This is a genomic window from Streptomyces sp. AK010 (assembly GCF_014207295.1).
Taxonomy (GTDB): domain Bacteria; phylum Actinomycetota; class Actinomycetes; order Streptomycetales; family Streptomycetaceae; genus Streptomyces; species Streptomyces massasporeus.
The window spans coordinates 1-16467 of record NZ_JACHCX010000017.1 but is presented as its reverse complement, the minus strand read 5'-3'; the positions used below and the strand labels follow the sequence as shown (position 1 = coordinate 16467).

Here is a 16467-nt window from a genome sequence, read left to right as displayed (position 1 = left end):
GACGCGCGAACGCGATGCCGCGAAGTGTCGTGGATTCGCCTGGCCCGGCGGGAACTCACCGCCCTTTCCCTCCGACTCCTCTCGGGGAACGAGCAGGAGGTGGGATGGACGGTCTGGATGTGCGGATGCGTGAAGTCGCCTGCCGGCACGGCCGCGTCGAGGCCGTACGGGGTGTCGATCTCGACATCGGGGCAGGCGAGCGGGTCGCGTTGACCGGCACCAACGGGTCGGGCAAGACCACGCTGATCCGCGCGGTGCTGGGCCTGCACCGCCAGGCCGGCGGACAGATCACGGTCGGCGGGCGGGGCACGGCGACGGCGGCCGAGTGGGCGTGGCGGCGCCGGGCGTGTGCCTGGATTCCGCAGAAGCCCGCGGTGGGGCGTTTTCCGCTGCTCGCACACGAGTTGCTGGCCAGCAGCGGAGCACGGGCCGAAGCCGTGGAGGCGGCGGCGAAACTGGGAGTCGCAGCACTGACCGGACGGCCGCTGCACACGCTGTCCGGAGGGCAGTTGCAGCGCATGTATCTGGCCCGCGCGGTCGGTGGTGTCGCCGCCGGGGCGGGGGTGCTGCTGGCCGACGAGCCCACCGCGGCCCTCGACTTCGCGGGACAGGAGGAGGCCGCCGATGTGCTGCTGTCGCTGCCGGTGACCGTGGTGGTCGTCACGCACGACAGGGCCCTGGCCGACCGCTGCGACCGAGTGCTGGAGATGGCCGCAGGCCGGCTGAGGGAGGTCCGGTGAACAGCCTCGCCGCCGCCGACCTCGGACCGCTTCTCCAGCTCATACCGGTTCAACGGGCGGGCACCGCCCTGCTGTTGGCCGCAGTCGGCCTGCCCGTGATCGGTGTCGTCATCGTGGGTCTTGACATCATGCCGGTGCGGTTCGCGATGATGCACGTCGCGCTGCTGGGCATCGCGGTGGGGCTGCTGACCGGGCTCGATCCCATGCTGTGCGCGCTGGTCGCCTGCGCCCTCGCCGGAGCCGGGGTCGCGCCGCTGGCCCGCACGCCGGACGGGCTGTCGGGCGCGATGGGTCTGCTGATGAGCCTGGCGATCGCCGCAGCGCTGCTGGTCCTGGCCGTCTCCGGAGTCAACGCGCAGGGCGCGTTCGCGCTGCTGTGGGGCTCGATCCTGTCCGTGGGCACGGCCGACCTGTGGCTGCTGGGCGTGTTGGCCGTCGTCGTACCGGCCCTGTTCTTCTGGCGTCGCCGCGACCTCGCCCTCCTGCTCCACGACCGTGAACTCGCCCTCTCCTCGGGGGTGCGCGTCGATCTGCTCACCCTCCTTCTCCTCGTCCTGGTCGCGGTGTCCGTGGCCGGGGCCATCAAACTGACCGGCGCGCTGCTCGTCGACGCGCTGACCCTCCTGCCGGCGCTGGCCGCGCGGCGGCTGGGCACCTCCCTGAAGTCCATCACCGCCTGGGCGGTCGGCATCGGCGTCGTCGTGAACCTCACCGGGTTCCTCGTCGCGCTGAAGCTCGACTGGCCGCCCGGGCCCGTGCTCGTCCTGACGGCCGGGATCGTCGTCCTGGCCGTCCATCTCATTCCCGAACGGAGAATCAGCTCATGGCGCGCATCCGCGTCCGCATCGCCCGTCTCCCTTCCGTCCTCGCACTGAGCCTGAGCACCGCGCTCGTCCTGACCGCCACCGCGTGCGGTTCCGACAAGGCCGACAGCGCGGACACGAGCACGAGTGGGAAGAAGAACGGCGACGCCCCTGTCGTCGTGGCCACCACCACCTGGGAGGGCGCCTTCGCCAAGGCCGCGGGCGCGAAGGACGTGAAGGTCATCGTCCCGTCGTCCGCGCAGCACGCCCCGGACTACGACCCCAAGCCGTCGGACCTCACGGCGATCGCGGGCGCCGACTTCGTGCTCTACGCACCCTTCGAACCGTACGCGGAGAAGATCAAGGAGGCCGCCGGGTCGGACGCGAAACTGGTCGAGGTCAACCTCGACAACTCCGCCGACAAGGCCAGTGCCGAAGTCACGCGGCTGGGCAAACTGTTCGGGACCGAGGATGCCGCCGCCCGGTGGGACACGTCCTTCAGGAGTGAGTACGGCACCCTGCGGAAGGAGCTGAAGGACGCCTGGCCGGACGGCAAGGCCCCGGCCGTCGTCGCCCAGGTCTTCTCCGTCTGGTCGGCGAAGATGGCGGGCGCGGAGGTGGCGGGAACGTACGGCCCTGAGGCCGTGACCGCCCAGCAACTGTCCGACCTGGCGAAGAAGAAGCCCGGTTACGTCTTCGACAACGTCCACATGACGACGGGCAAGGTGCTGCCCGACTCCGGGGCGAAACAGGTGGAGATCGTCAACTACCCCGGCAAGGACCTGGACCTGATGGCGGTCTACAAGAACGCGGCGGACACCATCAAGAAGGCCATGGGCTCGTAGCGAGGGCTCCCGCCGAGCGAGTGCGGGGCCGGAGCCGCCTCTTGGCTCCGGCCCCGCACGTCGTTCACCCTTTCGGTGAACCGATCGAGCCGGGCCCCAGGCCGTACGGGTCAGACGGCCCGGGCGAGGGAATCCGGCGCCTGTGCGGAGCACCGCTCACGCAGGAGGGCCCGGTCCGGCTTGCCCGCCGGCGTCAGCGGCAACTCCGTGACGACCAGCAGGTGTTCGGGGTGTTTGCGGCGCTCCAGACCGCGCGCGTCCAGATGTGCGGTGAGGTCTTCCAGCGTGGGTGCGTCGCCCCGTGGGACGACGCAGGCCGCGAGCCGTTCGCCCATCAGCGGATCCGGCACGCCGACGCACACCACGTCCCGTACGCGTGGGTGCGTGGCGAGTTCGATCTCGACCTCGGCCGGGCTGATGTTGGCCCCGCCCCGGATGACGACGTCCTTCAGGCGGCCGACGATCCGCAGGGTGCCGTCGTCCTCGATGAGGCCGAGGTCGCCGGTGCGTACCCAGCCGTCGGATGTGCGGTAGCGGGCGTCCAGGTCCGGGGCGGCGACGTAGCACAGCGGGGTCATGGGACCGCGCGCGACGATCTCGCCGACGGAACCCTTCGGTGCCTCAGTGAACCCGGGTGTGCCGGGGACGGCGATACGTATGTCGGCGACGCGCGGGTCGGGGTGTCCGGCGAGGATGCCGGGCCCTTCTCCGCGCAGGGGTTCGTCGCCCAGGCCGGTGTGGCAGTTGACGCCGTCGGCGGAGCCGTAGAGGTTCACGACCGGGCAGCCGAAGACGCGGCGGGCTTCGTCGGCGGTGGCCTCGTCGAGTGGTGAGCCGCCGACGACGACGGCCGTCGGGGGAGTGAATTGCGGGTGGTGTCCCTCGGCGATCCGGTCCAGCATCATCCGGATCATGGTGGGCACGCCCAGGACGTGGGTGGGCTCGTGCTCGGCGAGCGCGTCCAGGGCCGCCTCGGGTGTGAAGTGGTCGAGCAGGACGAGTGTTCCGCCGTGCCGGGCGAGGGTGACCGCGGTGCCGTTGCTGCCGAACGCGGAGGCCAGCGGGACGAGGAAGAGGCAGCGGGGCGGCCGGTCGTCGGGGATGAGGGAGGCGAGGAAGTTGCCGCGGCCGCCGGCCAGCGCGTTGTGGGAGTACGCCACCATCTTCGGCTCGGCCTCGGAGCCGGAGGAGACGAGGATGCGGGCGGCGGAGTCGGGGTCCGGGCGGGCCGCGGTGAAGGACCTGGGGTCGGTGCGCAGCAGCGCGGAGAATGCGACAGCGTGGTCCGGGGCCGTACCGGGACCGGCGGCGATCACGGTGTGCAGGGTGGGCAGTTCGCCGGCCAGGGCGAGCAGGTCGGCGGCGTGGTGGCTGCCGCGGTGTTCGGTGGCGGCGATGACGGCGACCGCCTCCGCTCTGCGCAGCAGCGAGGCCGCCTCCCGCCCGCCCCGGCCGACCGGGAAGGGCAGCGCGACGGCGCCGAGGGCGGCCAGGGCGAGGTCGGCGATGACGGCGTTCCGCCCGTTGGGCAGTTGTATGCCGACCACGTCACCGGCGCGTATGCCGAGCCCGGACAGCCCGGCGGCCAGACATCGCACCTTGCGGTCGAGGGCGGTGTAACAGAGTTTCCCCTTGGCGTCGAGGACGGCGGTGTGGTGCAGGTCGGCGATCTGGCGGGCGCGGAAGAGGCTGTACAGGTCGAGGTCGGGGCAGGTGCCGTCGACGGCCCAGGAGCGGCGCAGTTCGGCGGGCAGCAGGTCGTGCAGGGCCACGGTCATGCGAAGCTCCAGGGGTTCGGGACGGCGGGGGAGCCGTGTGCGTCGCGGCTGATCGGGCCGGAGGAGAGGAGATCGGCGAGGTCGGTGACGACCGGGACGGCGGGCAGGCCGCGTTCGCGCAGCCGCTCCAGTACCTGAGCTGTCGGCAGCTCGCTCACGTCGTACGGGATCGCGGCGTGGTCGGGCAGGGCGATCCAGCCGTCGGCCGTGCGCAGCGGGCGGCGGAACCCGGCCGGCCGGCGCGGGTCGAGTCCCTGTGCGGCCCGGGCCAGGGCGGGGGCGGTCAGTACGTCGGCGGCGCCGAGCAGGGACGAGTCCACGCGCACTCCGCGTCCGGTCCGTTCGCGCAGCAGCAGGCCCGCGAGAGCCCCCTCGGCGCCGAGCAGTCCGCCGAGCACGTCGAGCAGCGTCATGAGGGACGGTGCGGGCGCCTCGTCGGCGGGCCGTACCGCCTCGCCGACGCCGGCGCGGGCCTGGACCATGAAGTCGGTGCCCATGGGGGCGTCGGGCAGCCGGTCCGCCCAGCCGCTGGTGTACACGTAGACCAGCGCGGGGTTGGCGACGGCCAGGTCCGCGCGGTCGAGACCGAGCTGGGCGGCCTTGCCCGGTGCCCAGTTGTGCAGGAACACATCGGCGTCGGCGGCCATCTCACGCAACCGCTCCCGGTCGGAAGGGGACTTGATGTCCACCTCGACGGCCTTCTTGCCCCGGTTCAGCGCCAGCCACCGCGCCGAGATCCCCGAACAGGTCGGCGGCATACCGCGCAACGGGTCGCCGCCCGGCGGCTCGATCCGGATCACCTCCGCACCCAGCAGACCAAGGACGTGGGCAGCGAGCGGGGCCTGGATACGGCGACCGGCCTCCAGGACCGTGAACCCGGCCAGCGGCCCGCCGCCGGGGGTTCCGCGCGGGACATATACGGCGTCGTGCGGGGTCAGCTCCCAGGGCGCCGCCCCGTCGTACTCGGCGGCCCGCCCGGCCAGCGACCCCAACGGGCACACATCCGCCCCCGATGAGCCCGCCGCCTGCCGGATCCGCTCCCAGGTACTCACCCGTACCGCCTCGTGCAGCACCTCGGGGAAGGGTGCGCAGGCGGTGGCATAGCGGAACTGGAAGGGCCGCCATCCCTGGCGTATCGCAGCCTCGGGAGCGTCGAGGGCGCGCCAGAACGCCGCCCACACACCGGGGTCGAGCGTCTCCACCTCGAAGACCGTGCCGTCGGCGGACGTGAAGGGCGGTCCGCCCGGGGCGAGTTCGGCGGCCTCGCCCTCCTCGGCGCCTGCGGCGGCCAGGTACTGGGAGACCGTGAGCAGCCCGGCCCGCTCGGCGCTCACGTCGACCTGGGTGATGTGCCCGGTCCCGCGCGCCCGGGCCAGCAGACCGGCCAGCAGGCCCTGCACGGCCAGGACACCGGTAGCGGTCGCGGCGTAGTCGACGGCCAGGCCGCGGGGGGCGCCGTCGCGGCGGCCGTGCACCGCCATGATGCCGCTGGCCGCCTGCACGGTGGCCTCATCGCTCGCGGTCGCGCCCCAGACGGTGCCGGCGGAGACCTCGCCGGCCTCGCGCCCGGTGACGGTGAACCGGCCTCCCGAAGCGCCGTCAGGCCGAGCGCCGAGCAGCCTCAGATGCTCCGCGACCAGAGCGTCCGCCGCGCCCGGTGGACCTGAACCCTCGAAGCGGAGCCCGTCGAGCGGTCCGGCCGTCCGCGCGATGGCCGGTGTGGCTGGAGTTGCCATGCCTCTCCTTTCCTGACGCGCGGGAACCCGGGGGCGATCGCCCCCGACCAGTTCCACGGAAGATGCAGTCGGACGGCCGGGCGCCGGGGTTCCCGCGGCTCCGGGGAAAGTGAGGAAGATCGGCATGGAGGACATCACCGGAGCGCCCCGATGCCCGGCGGACACAGCAGAGTTGCGAGATCGCGTCGCGGCGTTCGTGCGCGACCGGGTGGTGCCCCACGAGCCGGTGCTGGACGCCGGCGGGCCAGAGGCGGCCGCGGTGCTGCGGGGAGTACAGGCGGAGGCGAAGGCCGAAGGGCTGTGGGCGCTGCCGCTTCCCTCGGAACTCGGCGGCCAGGGGCTGCCACTGCGCTCGTACGCCCATGTCGCCGAGGCCGAGGGAGCCAGCGACCACGGACCGGCCGCCCTCGGCTCCGCCCCCCTGCTCGACACACTGATGCTGTGGAGGTACGGCAGCCCCGGCGTCCGTGACCAGTACGCCGAACGGCTCGTCGCGGGGGAGATACGGGCCTGCTACGCCATGACCGAGCCGGAGACGCCGGGTACGGATCCCTTCCTCACCGCCACCCGGGCTGAGCCGGGGGAGCACGGCACCTGGCGGGTGAGCGGGCGGAAATGGTTCACCAGCGGGGCGTCCGACGCCGACCTGGTCACGGTGCTCGCGCGCACCGACGGCGAACCTGCGGACCGGGAGGGCCTGTCGTTGCTCCTCGTGCCCACGGGCTCACCCGGCTTCCGCGTGGTGCGCGAGCTGCCGGTGTTCGGGGCGGGCGGGCAGTGGGAGATCGCCCTGGACGAGGTCGTGGTCGACGGTGACCACCTGATCGGCGCGCGCGGCAAGGCCCTGGCCGTCGCGGGCGAACGGCTCCAGCTGGGCCGCACCCTGCGCTGCCTGCGCTGGCTGGGGCAGGCACGCCGGGCCTTCGACCTGATGCGGGCGCGCGCGGTGACCCGTACCCGCTCCCGAGGCCCGCTCGGCGACCTCCAACTCGTCCAGCGTCACGTCTTCGAGTCGCTGCTCGCCCTGCGCACGACCCGCCCGCTGGTGTACGAAGCGGTGGCCCGCCTCGACGCGGGGCTCGACGCGCATGTGGAAGTGGGCCTGGCCAAGGTGGCCGCCGCGCGCGCCCTGCAGCAGGTGGCCGACGCGGCGATCCAGGTGTACGGGGCCGCGGGTCTCGGTCCTGACACCGCGCTGCCCGCCCTGTTCCGCACCGGCAGGGCCGCCCGGATCCTCGACGGCCCGGACGAACTCCACATCACCGCGGTCGCACGCCGGGTCCTGCGGTCCCCCTGACGAAGAACAACCGTCACCGCACCTCCGGCGGAGCGCTCAGACGTCGTGGGGGTCGACCAGGCCCGCGAGTGCGGCGAGGGCGTAGGCGAGGAAGAAGTCGCCCCAGACCAGCTCGTGTTGCGTCGCCGTTCCCGAGGAGAGGTCGTAGCAACCGTTCACGAGGCGGCCATTCGCCGTGACATGGGTGCTGACGAGTGCGTCGAGCAGTGCGACGGCCTGGTCGCGATGGCCGAGCTTGAGCAGGGCCACCGTGGTGATGGCGGCTGCGGAGGTATCGAGAGGGCCATCGGGGTGTCCCGCGTCCGCCGGCGGTACAGACGGCTCCTGGAGCAGGCGGTCCACGACTTCCGCGAGATCGTCGGTATCGGGATGGTGTACGGCGTCGGCGACAGCCAGCAGCAGCCAGGCCCGGCCTCGGCTCCAGCCCGGCGGAGGGTCGTCGCAGGGAGCCCAGCCGACAGACCTCTCGTACCGCCAGGACCAGTACGAGGGGCCCTCGCCCGCGCAGAGTTCGAGGTGGCGGTGGAGATGGGACCTTGCGGCCCAGGGGTCCACCGAGGTCAGCAGCGGGACCATGCCGGGCACGCCGTCCACGCGTGCCAGCAGCCGGGGCCCGCCGAACGCCGAGCCCCAGGGAACCAGGCCGAGTTCGGCGTCGTACGCGCCCCGGCAGGCTCGTGCCGCCCGCGCGCGCAGAGCGGCGGCCTCCGGGGTGTCGGCGAGCGCCGTTCCGTACCAGAAGATCAGTCCGCGCGTCGCGGTGTCGGTGTCCACCCAGTCGGTGAGCCGGCCGGTGCACCGCACGGCGGCCTCGCGGTCGGACTCCTGCCCCGTGTGCCGGGCGCGGAGCCACAGCAGTCCTGCCCAGAAGCCGCCCGTCCACGAGCCCCGCCCGGTCGTCGTCCACCGGCCGCTGCGGGAGTCCGCGAACAGGGGGAAGCGGCCCGCGACTTCGGTCCGGGTGACAGCCACCCGGCCGAGGACGGACTCCAGCGCGGGGCCGACCCACTCGGGGACAGCGGCAGTCCGGTCCAGGTGGCCCTCGGCCGCACGCGTCGTGCTCATCGCCGTACGACCGATCGCCGCTCCCGCACCGCCCAGACCAGCGCCACCACGCCCGCGCCCGCGAACTCACCGGCGACCAGCAGCCACCCCGTCCCGTAGTGCCCGGCAGCGGCCAGCAGGCCGAACAGGGGCGGACCGATCGCGAAGCCGGCGAAGAAACCGGCCGAGACCAGGGCCGAGTCCTGGCCTGCCTGTCCGGGCACGGCCCGCTGCATCACCAGCACCATGGAGACCGCGTTCGCGGAGACGGCGAAGACACCCACGGCGACAGCGGCGACCCATGCCAGCGGATGGGCGTACGCCGAGGCCGCGAGCAGCAGCGCCGCCCCCACCGCTCCGGCCGCCAGCCCGCCGGGAAGCCACCGCGCGCGCCCCGGCTGACCGGCGGCCTTCGACCAGCCCACTCGTCCGGCGATCCCCGCGACACCCAGCACCGCCACCAGCGCGGCGGCCGCCGTAGGGCCGAGGTCGAGCCGCCGCACGCCGTACAGGACGAGGTAGGTGTTCACGGAGGCGATGCCACAGCCCAGCAGCAGTGAGAAGACGGCCAGCCAGGCGATGGTGCCCCGGGGGAGCCATGAGGCGGGTGCGTACTTCGGCGGTGGATCGGCGGGCAGCGTACGCGCCGCCCAGACCGCTGCCACCACGGCCGTCGCGGCGGCCGCCCACACCGCGCCCCGCCAGCCGACGACCCCGGCCAGCGCGGCCAGTGGCAGTCCGGCGGCGAACGCGCCCAACTGCACGCCCGACTGTTTCATCCCGGTCACCGAACCGCGGCGCTCGGCGGGGACCACCGCCAGGATGGTCTTGTTCGTGGCGGGATTCGCCAGTGCCTGCGGCAGGCCGCCCAACGCGACCGCCGCCAGCAGAAGCCCCGTCCCCGGCGCCGAGCCGATCAGTGCCAGGGCCACCGCCGACACCAGCAGCAGTGCGACGAGGCAGCGGCGCGGCCCCAGCCGGTCCACCACGCGCCCGCCGGCCGGTGAGAGCACGGCGGCCGCTCCGAAGCCGACGGTCGTGGTCAGACCCAGCACGGTGGGCGAGACACGCAGGTCGTCCACGAGCCGTGGTCCGAGGGCGCCCAGCAGGAACAGTTGCATCATCGAGAAGGCCATCGCGCACGTCAGGAGTGCGGTCATGGCCGTGGTCGCCCGCGCCGGGGGAACCTCGGCCGCGGTCCGGATCTCACTCTGCTCGGCCGCCACCGGCACCCCTCCTCAGCCCCCGGCGACCTTCCCGGGTCCGCGACAGAAGTCGGCAGCAAGTTCCTGCGAGTTCCCGTCCGTTGCTGTGGCGTGGATCACAGTCGGGGGATTGAGTCGTGCACCCGGGTCAGGTCCGTACCCTCTCGTGACGCGTGAGACCCGGACTGCGAGGATGAGGCGCCATGACCGTTGGGTGGTGTTCTCGCACGCTCAGGGCCGCTGTGTTCGCGGCCGTCTGCGTGCTGCTCGCCTCCCTGGGGCACGTCATGATGTCCGGGACCGCGGTGCCCTGGTGGGCCATGATCGCGGCGTCGTCGGCGACCGGCGGCACTGCTTGGTGGCTGGCCGGCCGGGAGCGCGGGCCCGTCCTGGTCGGCTCCGTCGTGGTCGCCACCCAGGCCGTACTCCACTCGTCGTTCTCGCTCGCCCAGGCAGTGGTCCACTCGCAGTCGTCCGGCGGCGGGTCGCTCGTCCAGCAGTGGCTGGGCTACCTGCTGTGCGCTTCGCCGTCGGGTCCGGGCGCCGAGCACGGCGCCACGCCGATGTCCATGAGCTCGATGGGCTCCATGGACCATGCGATGGGCGCCATGCACTCCATGGGGTCGATGGACCACACGGGGTCGATGCACCACTTGGGCACCGCGCACTCCCTGGACCATGGCATGGGTGGCATGTCCTCGACCGGCATGCTCGCCACCCACCTTCTGGCCGCGGTGCTGTGCGGCCTGTGGCTCGCCCATGGCGAGCGCGCCGCGTTCCGCATCCTGCGTGCCTTCGCCGGATGGCTCGTCGCTCCGCTGCGTCTGATCCTCCGGCTGCCCGCGCCGCCGCACCGGCCACGTGTGCGCTCCCTCAGGGGCCGTTCGCATCGCAAGCCGCGGCGCCTTCTCCTCGCCCACGCGATCACTTCCCGGGGTCCACCCATGGGGATCGCTGTCGCCTGACGACAGCCGGCTTCCCGAGGCCGCACAGGGGGACGACGAGCCGTCGTCTCCCCGCCTCGGGCATCGGTCGCGCGCACCTGCACGCCCGACCGCTCCCCTTTCACCGGTTCCGCCGTCCCGCTCGCTGCCCTGCGCGCGTCGACCCGGACACCGCTCCCCGGATTCCAGAGAAGGAGGACACCAGGTGCTCACTCCTGTCCTGTCCGCACTGCGCGAAGACGCGAATGAAGCGTCGAGAGACGCGTCCATCACGGCCTGGGCACTGGCCGCCCGCAGCGGCGACCCCGACGCCGTCGACCTCTTCGTCCGCGCCCTGCACCGAGACGTCCGACGCTATGTGACCTTCCTCGGTGCCGACCCTCAGAGCGCCGACGACCTGACCCAGGACACCTTCCTGCGGGCGCTGGGCAGCCTGCACCGGTTCGAAGGCCGGTCTTCGGCCCGTACCTGGCTGCTGTCCATAGCCCGCCGCGCGGTGATCGACAGCATCCGCTACAGCTCCTCCCGCCCCCGCCTGTCGGACACCGACGACTGGCAGTCGGCCGCCGAACGCGCCCAGCCGCGCGACCTGCCCGGCTTCGACGACGGCGTCGCCCTCGCCGAGCTGCTGGACGCGCTGCCGGACGACCGCCGCGAGGCTTTCGTCCTCACCCAGCTCGTCGGGCTTCCGTACGCGGAGGCGGCCAGTGTCAGCGACTGCCCGGTCGGCACGGTGCGCTCCCGGGTCGCCCGGGCCCGCACCTCGCTGATCGAGTGGCTGGACGAGGCCGAACACCGCACGCCGGTGGCCGCCGCGGCCTGACCTGCCACGTACGTACACAGCCGCCCGGTTCGCCCTCCGGGCGGCCGCAACCCGATCCGGCCCACCCCCGGCCGACGCCACAACCGCCGGAAACAGAGAGTCAGGAGCATCCCATGGCCGAGAAGACCTACACCGTGTCCGGCATGAACTGCGGCCACTGCGCCGCGAGCATCACCGAAGAGGTGAGGGACGTACCCGGTGTCACCAAGGTCGACGTCGACGTCCCGGCAGGGCGGGTGACGGTACACGCAGAGGCGGTGGACGACGACGCTGTACGGGCTGCGATCACCGAGGCGGGCTACGAGGTGACCGCCGCCGCGCAAGGCGCCGCGGTCTGAGCCGCACGACGCCCGGCCCGTCGTTTCGCGATCGACGCGTACCTTCGGCCAGGCAGGGGAGCGCCGTCCGCGCGCCCCTGCCTGGCCAGAGGACCCGCCCCACGCTCGAAAACAGCCCCCACATCAACGGATCGAGGGAGTTTCCCGTGCATCACCCGACCCTGGCACGCACCCTGCACCGTCTCGGCGCCCTCACGGCAGCCGCGTTCGTGGTCACTGTCGCCACCGCGGGACCGGCCGCGGCCCATGCCGAGGTCGAGGCGGAGGGCGCCCGGGCCCTCGGCCGGAACGCCGTCCTGACGTTCTCCGCGGCGTCCGAGTCCGGCTCCGCGGGCATCACCAAGCTGGAAGTGGTCCTGCCCAAGGGCATCACACCCGGCGACATCACCTACAAGGAGGGCCCGGACGGCTGGAGACTCGCCCCCACCGGCCGGGGCTACACCGTCTCGGGGCCCAAGCTCGCCGTGGGGGAGGACGCCGAATACGTCGTCACCGTGCGGCAGTTGCCCGATGCCGAGTCCCTCGTCTTCAAGACCCTGCAGACCTACAGCGACGGCAAGGTCGACCGCTGGATCGAACTTGACGACGAGGAGAGCGGGGACGGCCACGGACACGGCCATCCCGCACCGCGCCTCGAGCTGAAGCCCGCCGAAGCCGGCGCCAAGGCGATCAGCCCCACACCCGCCGAGGAACCCACCGCCACCGCCGGCGAGCCCACTGCCCAGCCGGCCACACCGGCCCCCTCGGCGAAGGCCGCGGCCGACGGCAGCGAGGACGACGACGGCATGCCCCTCGCCGTGCCCATCGGCATCGGTGTGGCCGTACTGGCCTTTGGCGGCGGAGCCTGGTGGCTCAAGCACCGCCGCACCGGGGCCGCCTGACAGGGAGCTGCGGAGTCGGGAACCCCTGATTCCGCAGCCGCCGGCAGGTGAGCACTACGGTCGCTGAAAGCAGTCCCCTTCCGATCTAAGACCGTGCCCTGCTGGTCGGCTCGGAGGACAGCACCGAGGAGACCGGACGGGCAGGCCGCCGGCAGCGACAGAGCACCGGTCCACACGCCTCATCACACGCCTGCTGACCCGCCTGCGCGACGGCATGCTGAGCACGTCTTGGCGAGAATCGGGTTCCCTCACAGGGACGATGCCTGGGTGTCGGACCCCGGTGAGTGGATCAAGGGCGGTAGATCATTTCGAGCAGGCCGGCGGCGATGAGCATCCACGCGCCGATGCCCATGAGCCACCACCACTCGGCGAGAGCGCCCGCCGAGACGAGGACACCGGAGCCCATCATGAGCACGATGATCCTGGTCCCCATACTCCAGTGCCGAAGTGCCTTCATGTCCCATCAGTCCCGTCACTGGGTTCGAGTGGTCTTGTGGTCACCGTTTGCTCGCGGTGCCGGACCCGCAGCGGTTCTGGCGCGGTCTGCGTGCATGGGGGAGTGCCGCCGGGGTCTCCTGCCCGGCGCACCGCAGCGTCGGGCGAGGCACGGCATGTCAACCGGCGTGCACGCGCGGGCGGCGTGTGGGGTCCGGTTCCGCCTCGCGCAGTACCTCGCGGGTGACCGGGGCGACCTCGCCCTGGCCGAAGAGGAAGAAGCGCAGGAAGTTGGCGAAGGGGTTGCCCTCGGTCCACTCGAAGTAGATGTGCGGGATGCGGCCGGTGGTGTCGCGGACATGCAGGAGCAGTGCGGCGAGCGCGTTGGGGATGGAGGACGACTCCAGGGTCAGGACACGGTAGCGGCCGTGCATGACCGCGCCGCGCACGATCAGACCGGCCTCGAACTCCGACGGGTCGGTGACGGTGACCTCGACGAAGACGAAGTCCTCCTGCTCGGGCAGGTCGTTGTCGTTGCGGATCTGCGCGATCTTGTCGCGGTACTCGGCCTTGTCGCGGGCGTCGGGCTCGTTGGCGATGAAGCGGATCTTGCGGCTGGCGATGTCCCGGACGAAACGTTCCGCCATGTCGTCGAGGTGCACGTCGGTCACGCGCAGTTCGAAGGCGCGCATCAGCCGCGAGAGGAGGGAGATGAGGATGATGCCGGCGATGAAGCAGGCGCCGATCTTCACGCCGTCGGGACGCTCGATGACGTTGACGACGGTCGTATAGAGGAAGACCACCGAGATGACGCCGAAGCCGACGGTCCAGTTCCGCTGGCCCGCCTTGCGCGCGGCGATGGTCACCGCGATCGCGGCTGAGGTGATCAGCACGAGGACGCCGGTGGCGTAGGCGCCGCCCTGGGCGTCGATGTCGGCGTCGAAGATCCAGGTGACCAGGAAGCCCACCAGGGTGAAGACGATGACCATGGGCCGCACCGCGCGGGCCCAGTGCGGGGCCATGCCGTAGCGCGGCAGGTAGCGCGGCATCAGATTGAGCAGGCCGGCCATCGCGGAGGCGCCGGCGAACCACAGGATGCAGATCGTCGAGATGTCGTAGACCGTCCCGAAGGCGTTGCCCAGGTAGTCGTGCGCCAGGTACGCCAGAGCACGGCCGTTGGCCTTGCCGCCCTCCTCGAACTCCTTTTCCGGGATGAGCAGGGTGGTGATGAAGCTGGTCGTGATCAGGAAGACGCTCATGATCAGCGCGGCCGTGGTGAGCAGCTTCTTCGTGTCACGGATGCGGCCCGTGGGCTGCTGCTCGGTGTCGCCGGAGTCGCCCTTGACGTGCGGCATCACGGCGACACCGGTCTCGAAGCCGGACATGCCGAGCGCCAGCTTGGGGAAGACGATCAGCGCCATCCCGATCATCACGAAGAAGTTGCCGTGTTCGGCGGTCAGTGCGTTCGACCAGTCGGTGACGACATGCCCCTCGGTGACGACGTGGTAGAGGCCGACGACGACCACCACCGCGTTGAGCGCGAGGTAACTGGCCACCAGGGCGACGGCCACGCCGATCGCCTCCAGGAACCCCTTGAGGAACACCGCCCCGAGCAGCGCGATGAGGATCATCGTGATCAGCACCTGCTGGTCGTGCAGGGCCTCTTCGAGGTGCGGGTTCTCCACCAGGTGGGTCGAGGCGTCCGCGGCGGACAGGGTGATGGTGACCAGGAAGTCGGTTGCGGCGAAGCCCAGCAGTGTCAGGACGAACAGCTTGCCCTTCCAGAAGGAAAGCAGCCGTTCGAGCATCGCGATCGAGCCCTCGCCGTGCGGGCTCTCCTCCGCCACCCTCCGGTAGACCGGCAGGGCGCCCGCCAGGGTGACGATCACCAGCACGATGGTCGCGATCGGCGACAGCAGGCCGGCGGCGAGGGCCGCGATGCCCGGCTGGTAACCGAGGGTGGAGAAGTAGTCGACGCCGGTCAGGCACATCACGCGGTACCAGGGCTGGCCCTTGTGGTGCAGCTGGGACTCCGGGCGAGGCCCCACCCGCCCCTGGTCCTTGCCCATGTCGGCCAGGCCCTCCAGCATCCAGCGAAGTGGACATACTCCCGTACCAGGCGGAATCCAGCGGTCCAGGCCAGGAGACGGCCGGCCCGGTTGTGAACCGAGCAGTTCCAGCCGGGGGTATGGCCGCGGGAGGCGATGTCCTCGCGCACGGCGGTTACGCAGGCCGGAGCCAGATGGCGGCGTCTGCGGTCGGCGACGGTGTGGACGGCCACGTCCTCGTGCCCCGTGCCGCGGAAGTGGGCTGCCGAACGGTCTCGTAGCCGATGCCGGCGGTGGCGACGGTGACCAGGACGGTGCGGCCGGACAAGGACGACAGGGCTTAGTCGGACATGATCCGATCCAGGGGTTCCGCACGCCTGCGCAGCCCCGGGTCAGGGGTGGTGTGCGTGCGAAGGGGAAGGAGGACCGAGGGGCACCGGAGTCGGTCACGGAACCCCTCGGATGACGGAAGGCGGCGTCGGCTGACGCGAGTCGAGGAGGCGCGAGCGCTTCCCGTAAGCGTGGCTCGCGGCGCGACCACCGAGGGAGCTCGGCGGTCGTTCGAAGAGGGGCCAGTCGCTGTTAACGAGGACCACGGAAGCGTGGCGCACGGGCGGGGCAAGCCAGAATTCCGTTCTCTGACGGGACTCTGACGCACGCATACGGGTCCCTGACGGGCGCGCCAGGCAGTGGCCGCGGTGCCATCGGACGGTCCTTTCCTCTTGCCGCCTTGCGACTCGCCTGCCCCGACTCGTGGCCCGGAGGGTCGCTACTCGGTCAGGCGGATGTGCACCGCCGTGAAGACGGGCCGGGCGCAAGGCGGCGATGACAGCGTTCGCAGATCCGACTCCGTGCGGACACGCCCCTGGGGCCTCGACGCCGTCGGCTGGCCGGACGGCGAGATCGAGCTGCGCGCCTACGGCAATGGCCACTACCTCGGCCGGTTCATGCTCACCTCCGGGTCCGGTCCGGCCGCTCCGGGCCCGGCCCGTGGCAGTGACGCTCGCGACCAGACGGGGTCGGCGCTGGGCACGGCAGGGCCCGTGGGACAGGGCTGACGCTCACTCCAGACCGGAGATCCTGAAAAAAGGTGTGCCACGAACGCGGGAGGCTGCTCGCGGTAGTTGAGTAGCTGAACGCGGTGCTGCACGAGAGATGAAGGACTTTCGGCCCTTCGGAGTCGCCCTGCGGGGGGAGGCTTCAAACCGCCACATGCTGCGGGAGCGGTGACGCGACCGTGGTGAGCGACTGTGGAAAAGGCGTCCGTGAGACGTCAGGTGGGGATCAGAGAGACGGAGCGCAGTTCCCTTGCAGGGGATCGCTGTTGACGCGTCGTTATTGATGAAATGGCATCAGAACCGGGTGTTACTTTTTGGCCCGGGATGAGTCTGGCGGAAACCCGTTTACTGGCCAGGTGGTGCCCGGCGTGGAGGCGACGTGAATCTGGTCTGCTGATGTCGGCGTACACGTGAACGTCCCCACCCGCGTACGGATGAAAAGGGACAGTTGTTGATGCGGTGAGTCCTGCTGCTCGGCACTCTGCTGCTCGT

The 16467-nt window shown here is 71.7% G+C and carries 16 protein-coding genes; 9 read left to right on the top strand and 7 right to left on the bottom strand.

What is annotated here, in order from left to right; all coding sequences use genetic code 11:
• Positions 1 to 104 precede the first annotated feature (104 nt).
• From HDC93_RS28015 to HDC93_RS28005, 3 genes are read left to right on the top strand one after another with little or no spacing between them, the layout of a single operon-like run.
• On the top strand, positions 105 to 740 hold the full coding sequence (locus tag HDC93_RS28015; RefSeq protein ID WP_185013638.1) for an ATP-binding cassette domain-containing protein: 636 nt from the start codon (positions 105 to 107) through the stop codon (positions 738 to 740).
• Complete coding sequence (locus HDC93_RS28010) at positions 737 to 1615, top strand: metal ABC transporter permease (RefSeq protein WP_185013636.1); 879 nt, start codon at positions 737 to 739, stop codon at positions 1613 to 1615. Before HDC93_RS28015 ends, HDC93_RS28010 begins: the two co-directional genes overlap by 4 nt.
• Positions 1564 to 2388: a metal ABC transporter solute-binding protein, Zn/Mn family gene (locus tag HDC93_RS28005; protein WP_185013635.1), complete on the top strand. Its 825-nt coding sequence runs from the start codon at positions 1564 to 1566 to the stop codon at positions 2386 to 2388. Before HDC93_RS28010 ends, HDC93_RS28005 begins: the two co-directional genes overlap by 52 nt.
• 110 nt (positions 2389 to 2498) lie before the next feature.
• Here HDC93_RS28005 and HDC93_RS28000 read toward each other — a convergent pair whose 3' ends face one another.
• On the bottom strand, positions 2499 to 4166 hold the full coding sequence (locus HDC93_RS28000; protein WP_185013634.1) for a class I adenylate-forming enzyme family protein: 1668 nt from the start codon (positions 4164 to 4166) through the stop codon (positions 2499 to 2501).
• Positions 4163 to 5902, bottom strand: a complete 1740-nt coding sequence (locus HDC93_RS27995) for a CoA transferase (RefSeq protein WP_185013632.1) — start codon at positions 5900 to 5902, stop codon at positions 4163 to 4165. The genes HDC93_RS28000 and HDC93_RS27995 overlap by 4 nt, the downstream gene beginning before the upstream one ends.
• A 124-nt stretch (positions 5903 to 6026) precedes the next feature.
• Here HDC93_RS27995 and HDC93_RS27990 point away from each other — a divergent pair, with 124 nt between their 5' ends.
• Entirely contained in the window at positions 6027 to 7199 is a 1173-nt protein-coding gene (locus HDC93_RS27990; protein WP_185013630.1) for an acyl-CoA dehydrogenase family protein, read from the top strand.
• A gap of 36 nt (positions 7200 to 7235) precedes the next feature.
• On the opposite strand, the gene HDC93_RS27985 is transcribed toward HDC93_RS27990, so the two are convergent.
• Both HDC93_RS27985 and HDC93_RS27980 read right to left on the bottom strand, forming a co-directional pair.
• Complete coding sequence (locus HDC93_RS27985; protein ID WP_260419804.1) at positions 7236 to 8264, bottom strand: glycoside hydrolase family 88 protein; 1029 nt, start codon at positions 8262 to 8264, stop codon at positions 7236 to 7238.
• Entirely contained in the window at positions 8261 to 9403 is a 1143-nt protein-coding gene (locus tag HDC93_RS27980; RefSeq protein ID WP_260419812.1) for an MFS transporter, read from the bottom strand. Before HDC93_RS27980 ends, HDC93_RS27985 begins: the two co-directional genes overlap by 4 nt.
• 248 nt (positions 9404 to 9651) lie before the next feature.
• On the opposite strand from HDC93_RS27980, the gene HDC93_RS27975 reads away from it, so the two are divergent.
• From HDC93_RS27975 to HDC93_RS27960, 4 genes are all read left to right on the top strand, one after another.
• A complete protein-coding gene (locus tag HDC93_RS27975) occupies positions 9652 to 10413 on the top strand; it encodes a hypothetical protein (protein ID WP_185013629.1) in 762 nt (253 codons plus the stop codon).
• A gap of 184 nt (positions 10414 to 10597) precedes the next feature.
• On the top strand, positions 10598 to 11215 hold the full coding sequence (locus HDC93_RS27970; RefSeq protein WP_185013627.1) for a sigma-70 family RNA polymerase sigma factor: 618 nt from the start codon (positions 10598 to 10600) through the stop codon (positions 11213 to 11215).
• 113 nt (positions 11216 to 11328) lie between these two features.
• Positions 11329 to 11553 carry a heavy-metal-associated domain-containing protein gene (locus HDC93_RS27965; RefSeq protein WP_185013625.1) on the top strand — a complete coding sequence of 75 codons (225 nt, stop codon included), beginning with the start codon at positions 11329 to 11331 and terminating at the stop codon, positions 11551 to 11553.
• Between the two features lie 146 nt (positions 11554 to 11699).
• Positions 11700 to 12434 (top strand): DUF1775 domain-containing protein, encoded by a 735-nt coding sequence (locus HDC93_RS27960; RefSeq protein WP_185013623.1) that lies wholly within the window; start codon positions 11700 to 11702, stop codon positions 12432 to 12434.
• 289 nt (positions 12435 to 12723) lie between these two features.
• Here HDC93_RS27960 and HDC93_RS27955 read toward each other — a convergent pair whose 3' ends face one another.
• The 3 genes from HDC93_RS27955 to HDC93_RS27945 form a co-directional block, all read right to left on the bottom strand.
• Positions 12724 to 12867: a hypothetical protein gene (locus HDC93_RS27955; RefSeq protein WP_185013621.1), complete on the bottom strand. Its 144-nt coding sequence runs from the start codon at positions 12865 to 12867 to the stop codon at positions 12724 to 12726.
• Positions 12868 to 13048: 181 nt separating this feature from the next.
• Positions 13049 to 14959 (bottom strand): APC family permease, encoded by a 1911-nt coding sequence (locus HDC93_RS27950; protein ID WP_185013620.1) that lies wholly within the window; start codon positions 14957 to 14959, stop codon positions 13049 to 13051.
• Positions 14860 to 15150 carry a GNAT family N-acetyltransferase gene (locus tag HDC93_RS27945; protein WP_185013618.1) on the bottom strand — a complete coding sequence of 97 codons (291 nt, stop codon included), beginning with the start codon at positions 15148 to 15150 and terminating at the stop codon, positions 14860 to 14862. Before HDC93_RS27945 ends, HDC93_RS27950 begins: the two co-directional genes overlap by 100 nt.
• A gap of 618 nt (positions 15151 to 15768) precedes the next feature.
• Here HDC93_RS27945 and HDC93_RS27940 point away from each other — a divergent pair.
• Complete coding sequence (locus HDC93_RS27940) at positions 15769 to 15975, top strand: hypothetical protein (RefSeq protein ID WP_185013616.1); 207 nt, start codon at positions 15769 to 15771, stop codon at positions 15973 to 15975.
• Positions 15976 to 16467 lie beyond the last annotated feature (492 nt).

Coding starts and splice junctions, on each gene's coding strand:
- HDC93_RS27955 (WP_185013621.1), bottom strand. CDS start 12,867: ATGGGGACCAGGATCATCGTGCTCATGATGGGCTCCGGTGTCCTCGTC.
- HDC93_RS27965 (WP_185013625.1), top strand. CDS start 11,329: ATGGCCGAGAAGACCTACACCGTGTCCGGCATGAACTGCGGCCACTGC.
- HDC93_RS28015 (WP_185013638.1), top strand. CDS start 105: ATGGACGGTCTGGATGTGCGGATGCGTGAAGTCGCCTGCCGGCACGGC.
- HDC93_RS27990 (WP_185013630.1), top strand. CDS start 6,027: ATGGAGGACATCACCGGAGCGCCCCGATGCCCGGCGGACACAGCAGAG.
- HDC93_RS27975 (WP_185013629.1), top strand. CDS start 9,652: ATGACCGTTGGGTGGTGTTCTCGCACGCTCAGGGCCGCTGTGTTCGCG.
- HDC93_RS27980 (WP_260419812.1), bottom strand. CDS start 9,403: ATGACCGCACTCCTGACGTGCGCGATGGCCTTCTCGATGATGCAACTG.
- HDC93_RS28000 (WP_185013634.1), bottom strand. CDS start 4,166: ATGACCGTGGCCCTGCACGACCTGCTGCCCGCCGAACTGCGCCGCTCC.
- HDC93_RS27995 (WP_185013632.1), bottom strand. CDS start 5,902: ATGGCAACTCCAGCCACACCGGCCATCGCGCGGACGGCCGGACCGCTC.
- HDC93_RS27950 (WP_185013620.1), bottom strand. CDS start 14,959: ATGCTGGAGGGCCTGGCCGACATGGGCAAGGACCAGGGGCGGGTGGGG.
- HDC93_RS28005 (WP_185013635.1), top strand. CDS start 1,564: ATGGCGCGCATCCGCGTCCGCATCGCCCGTCTCCCTTCCGTCCTCGCA.
- HDC93_RS27985 (WP_260419804.1), bottom strand. CDS start 8,264: ATGAGCACGACGCGTGCGGCCGAGGGCCACCTGGACCGGACTGCCGCT.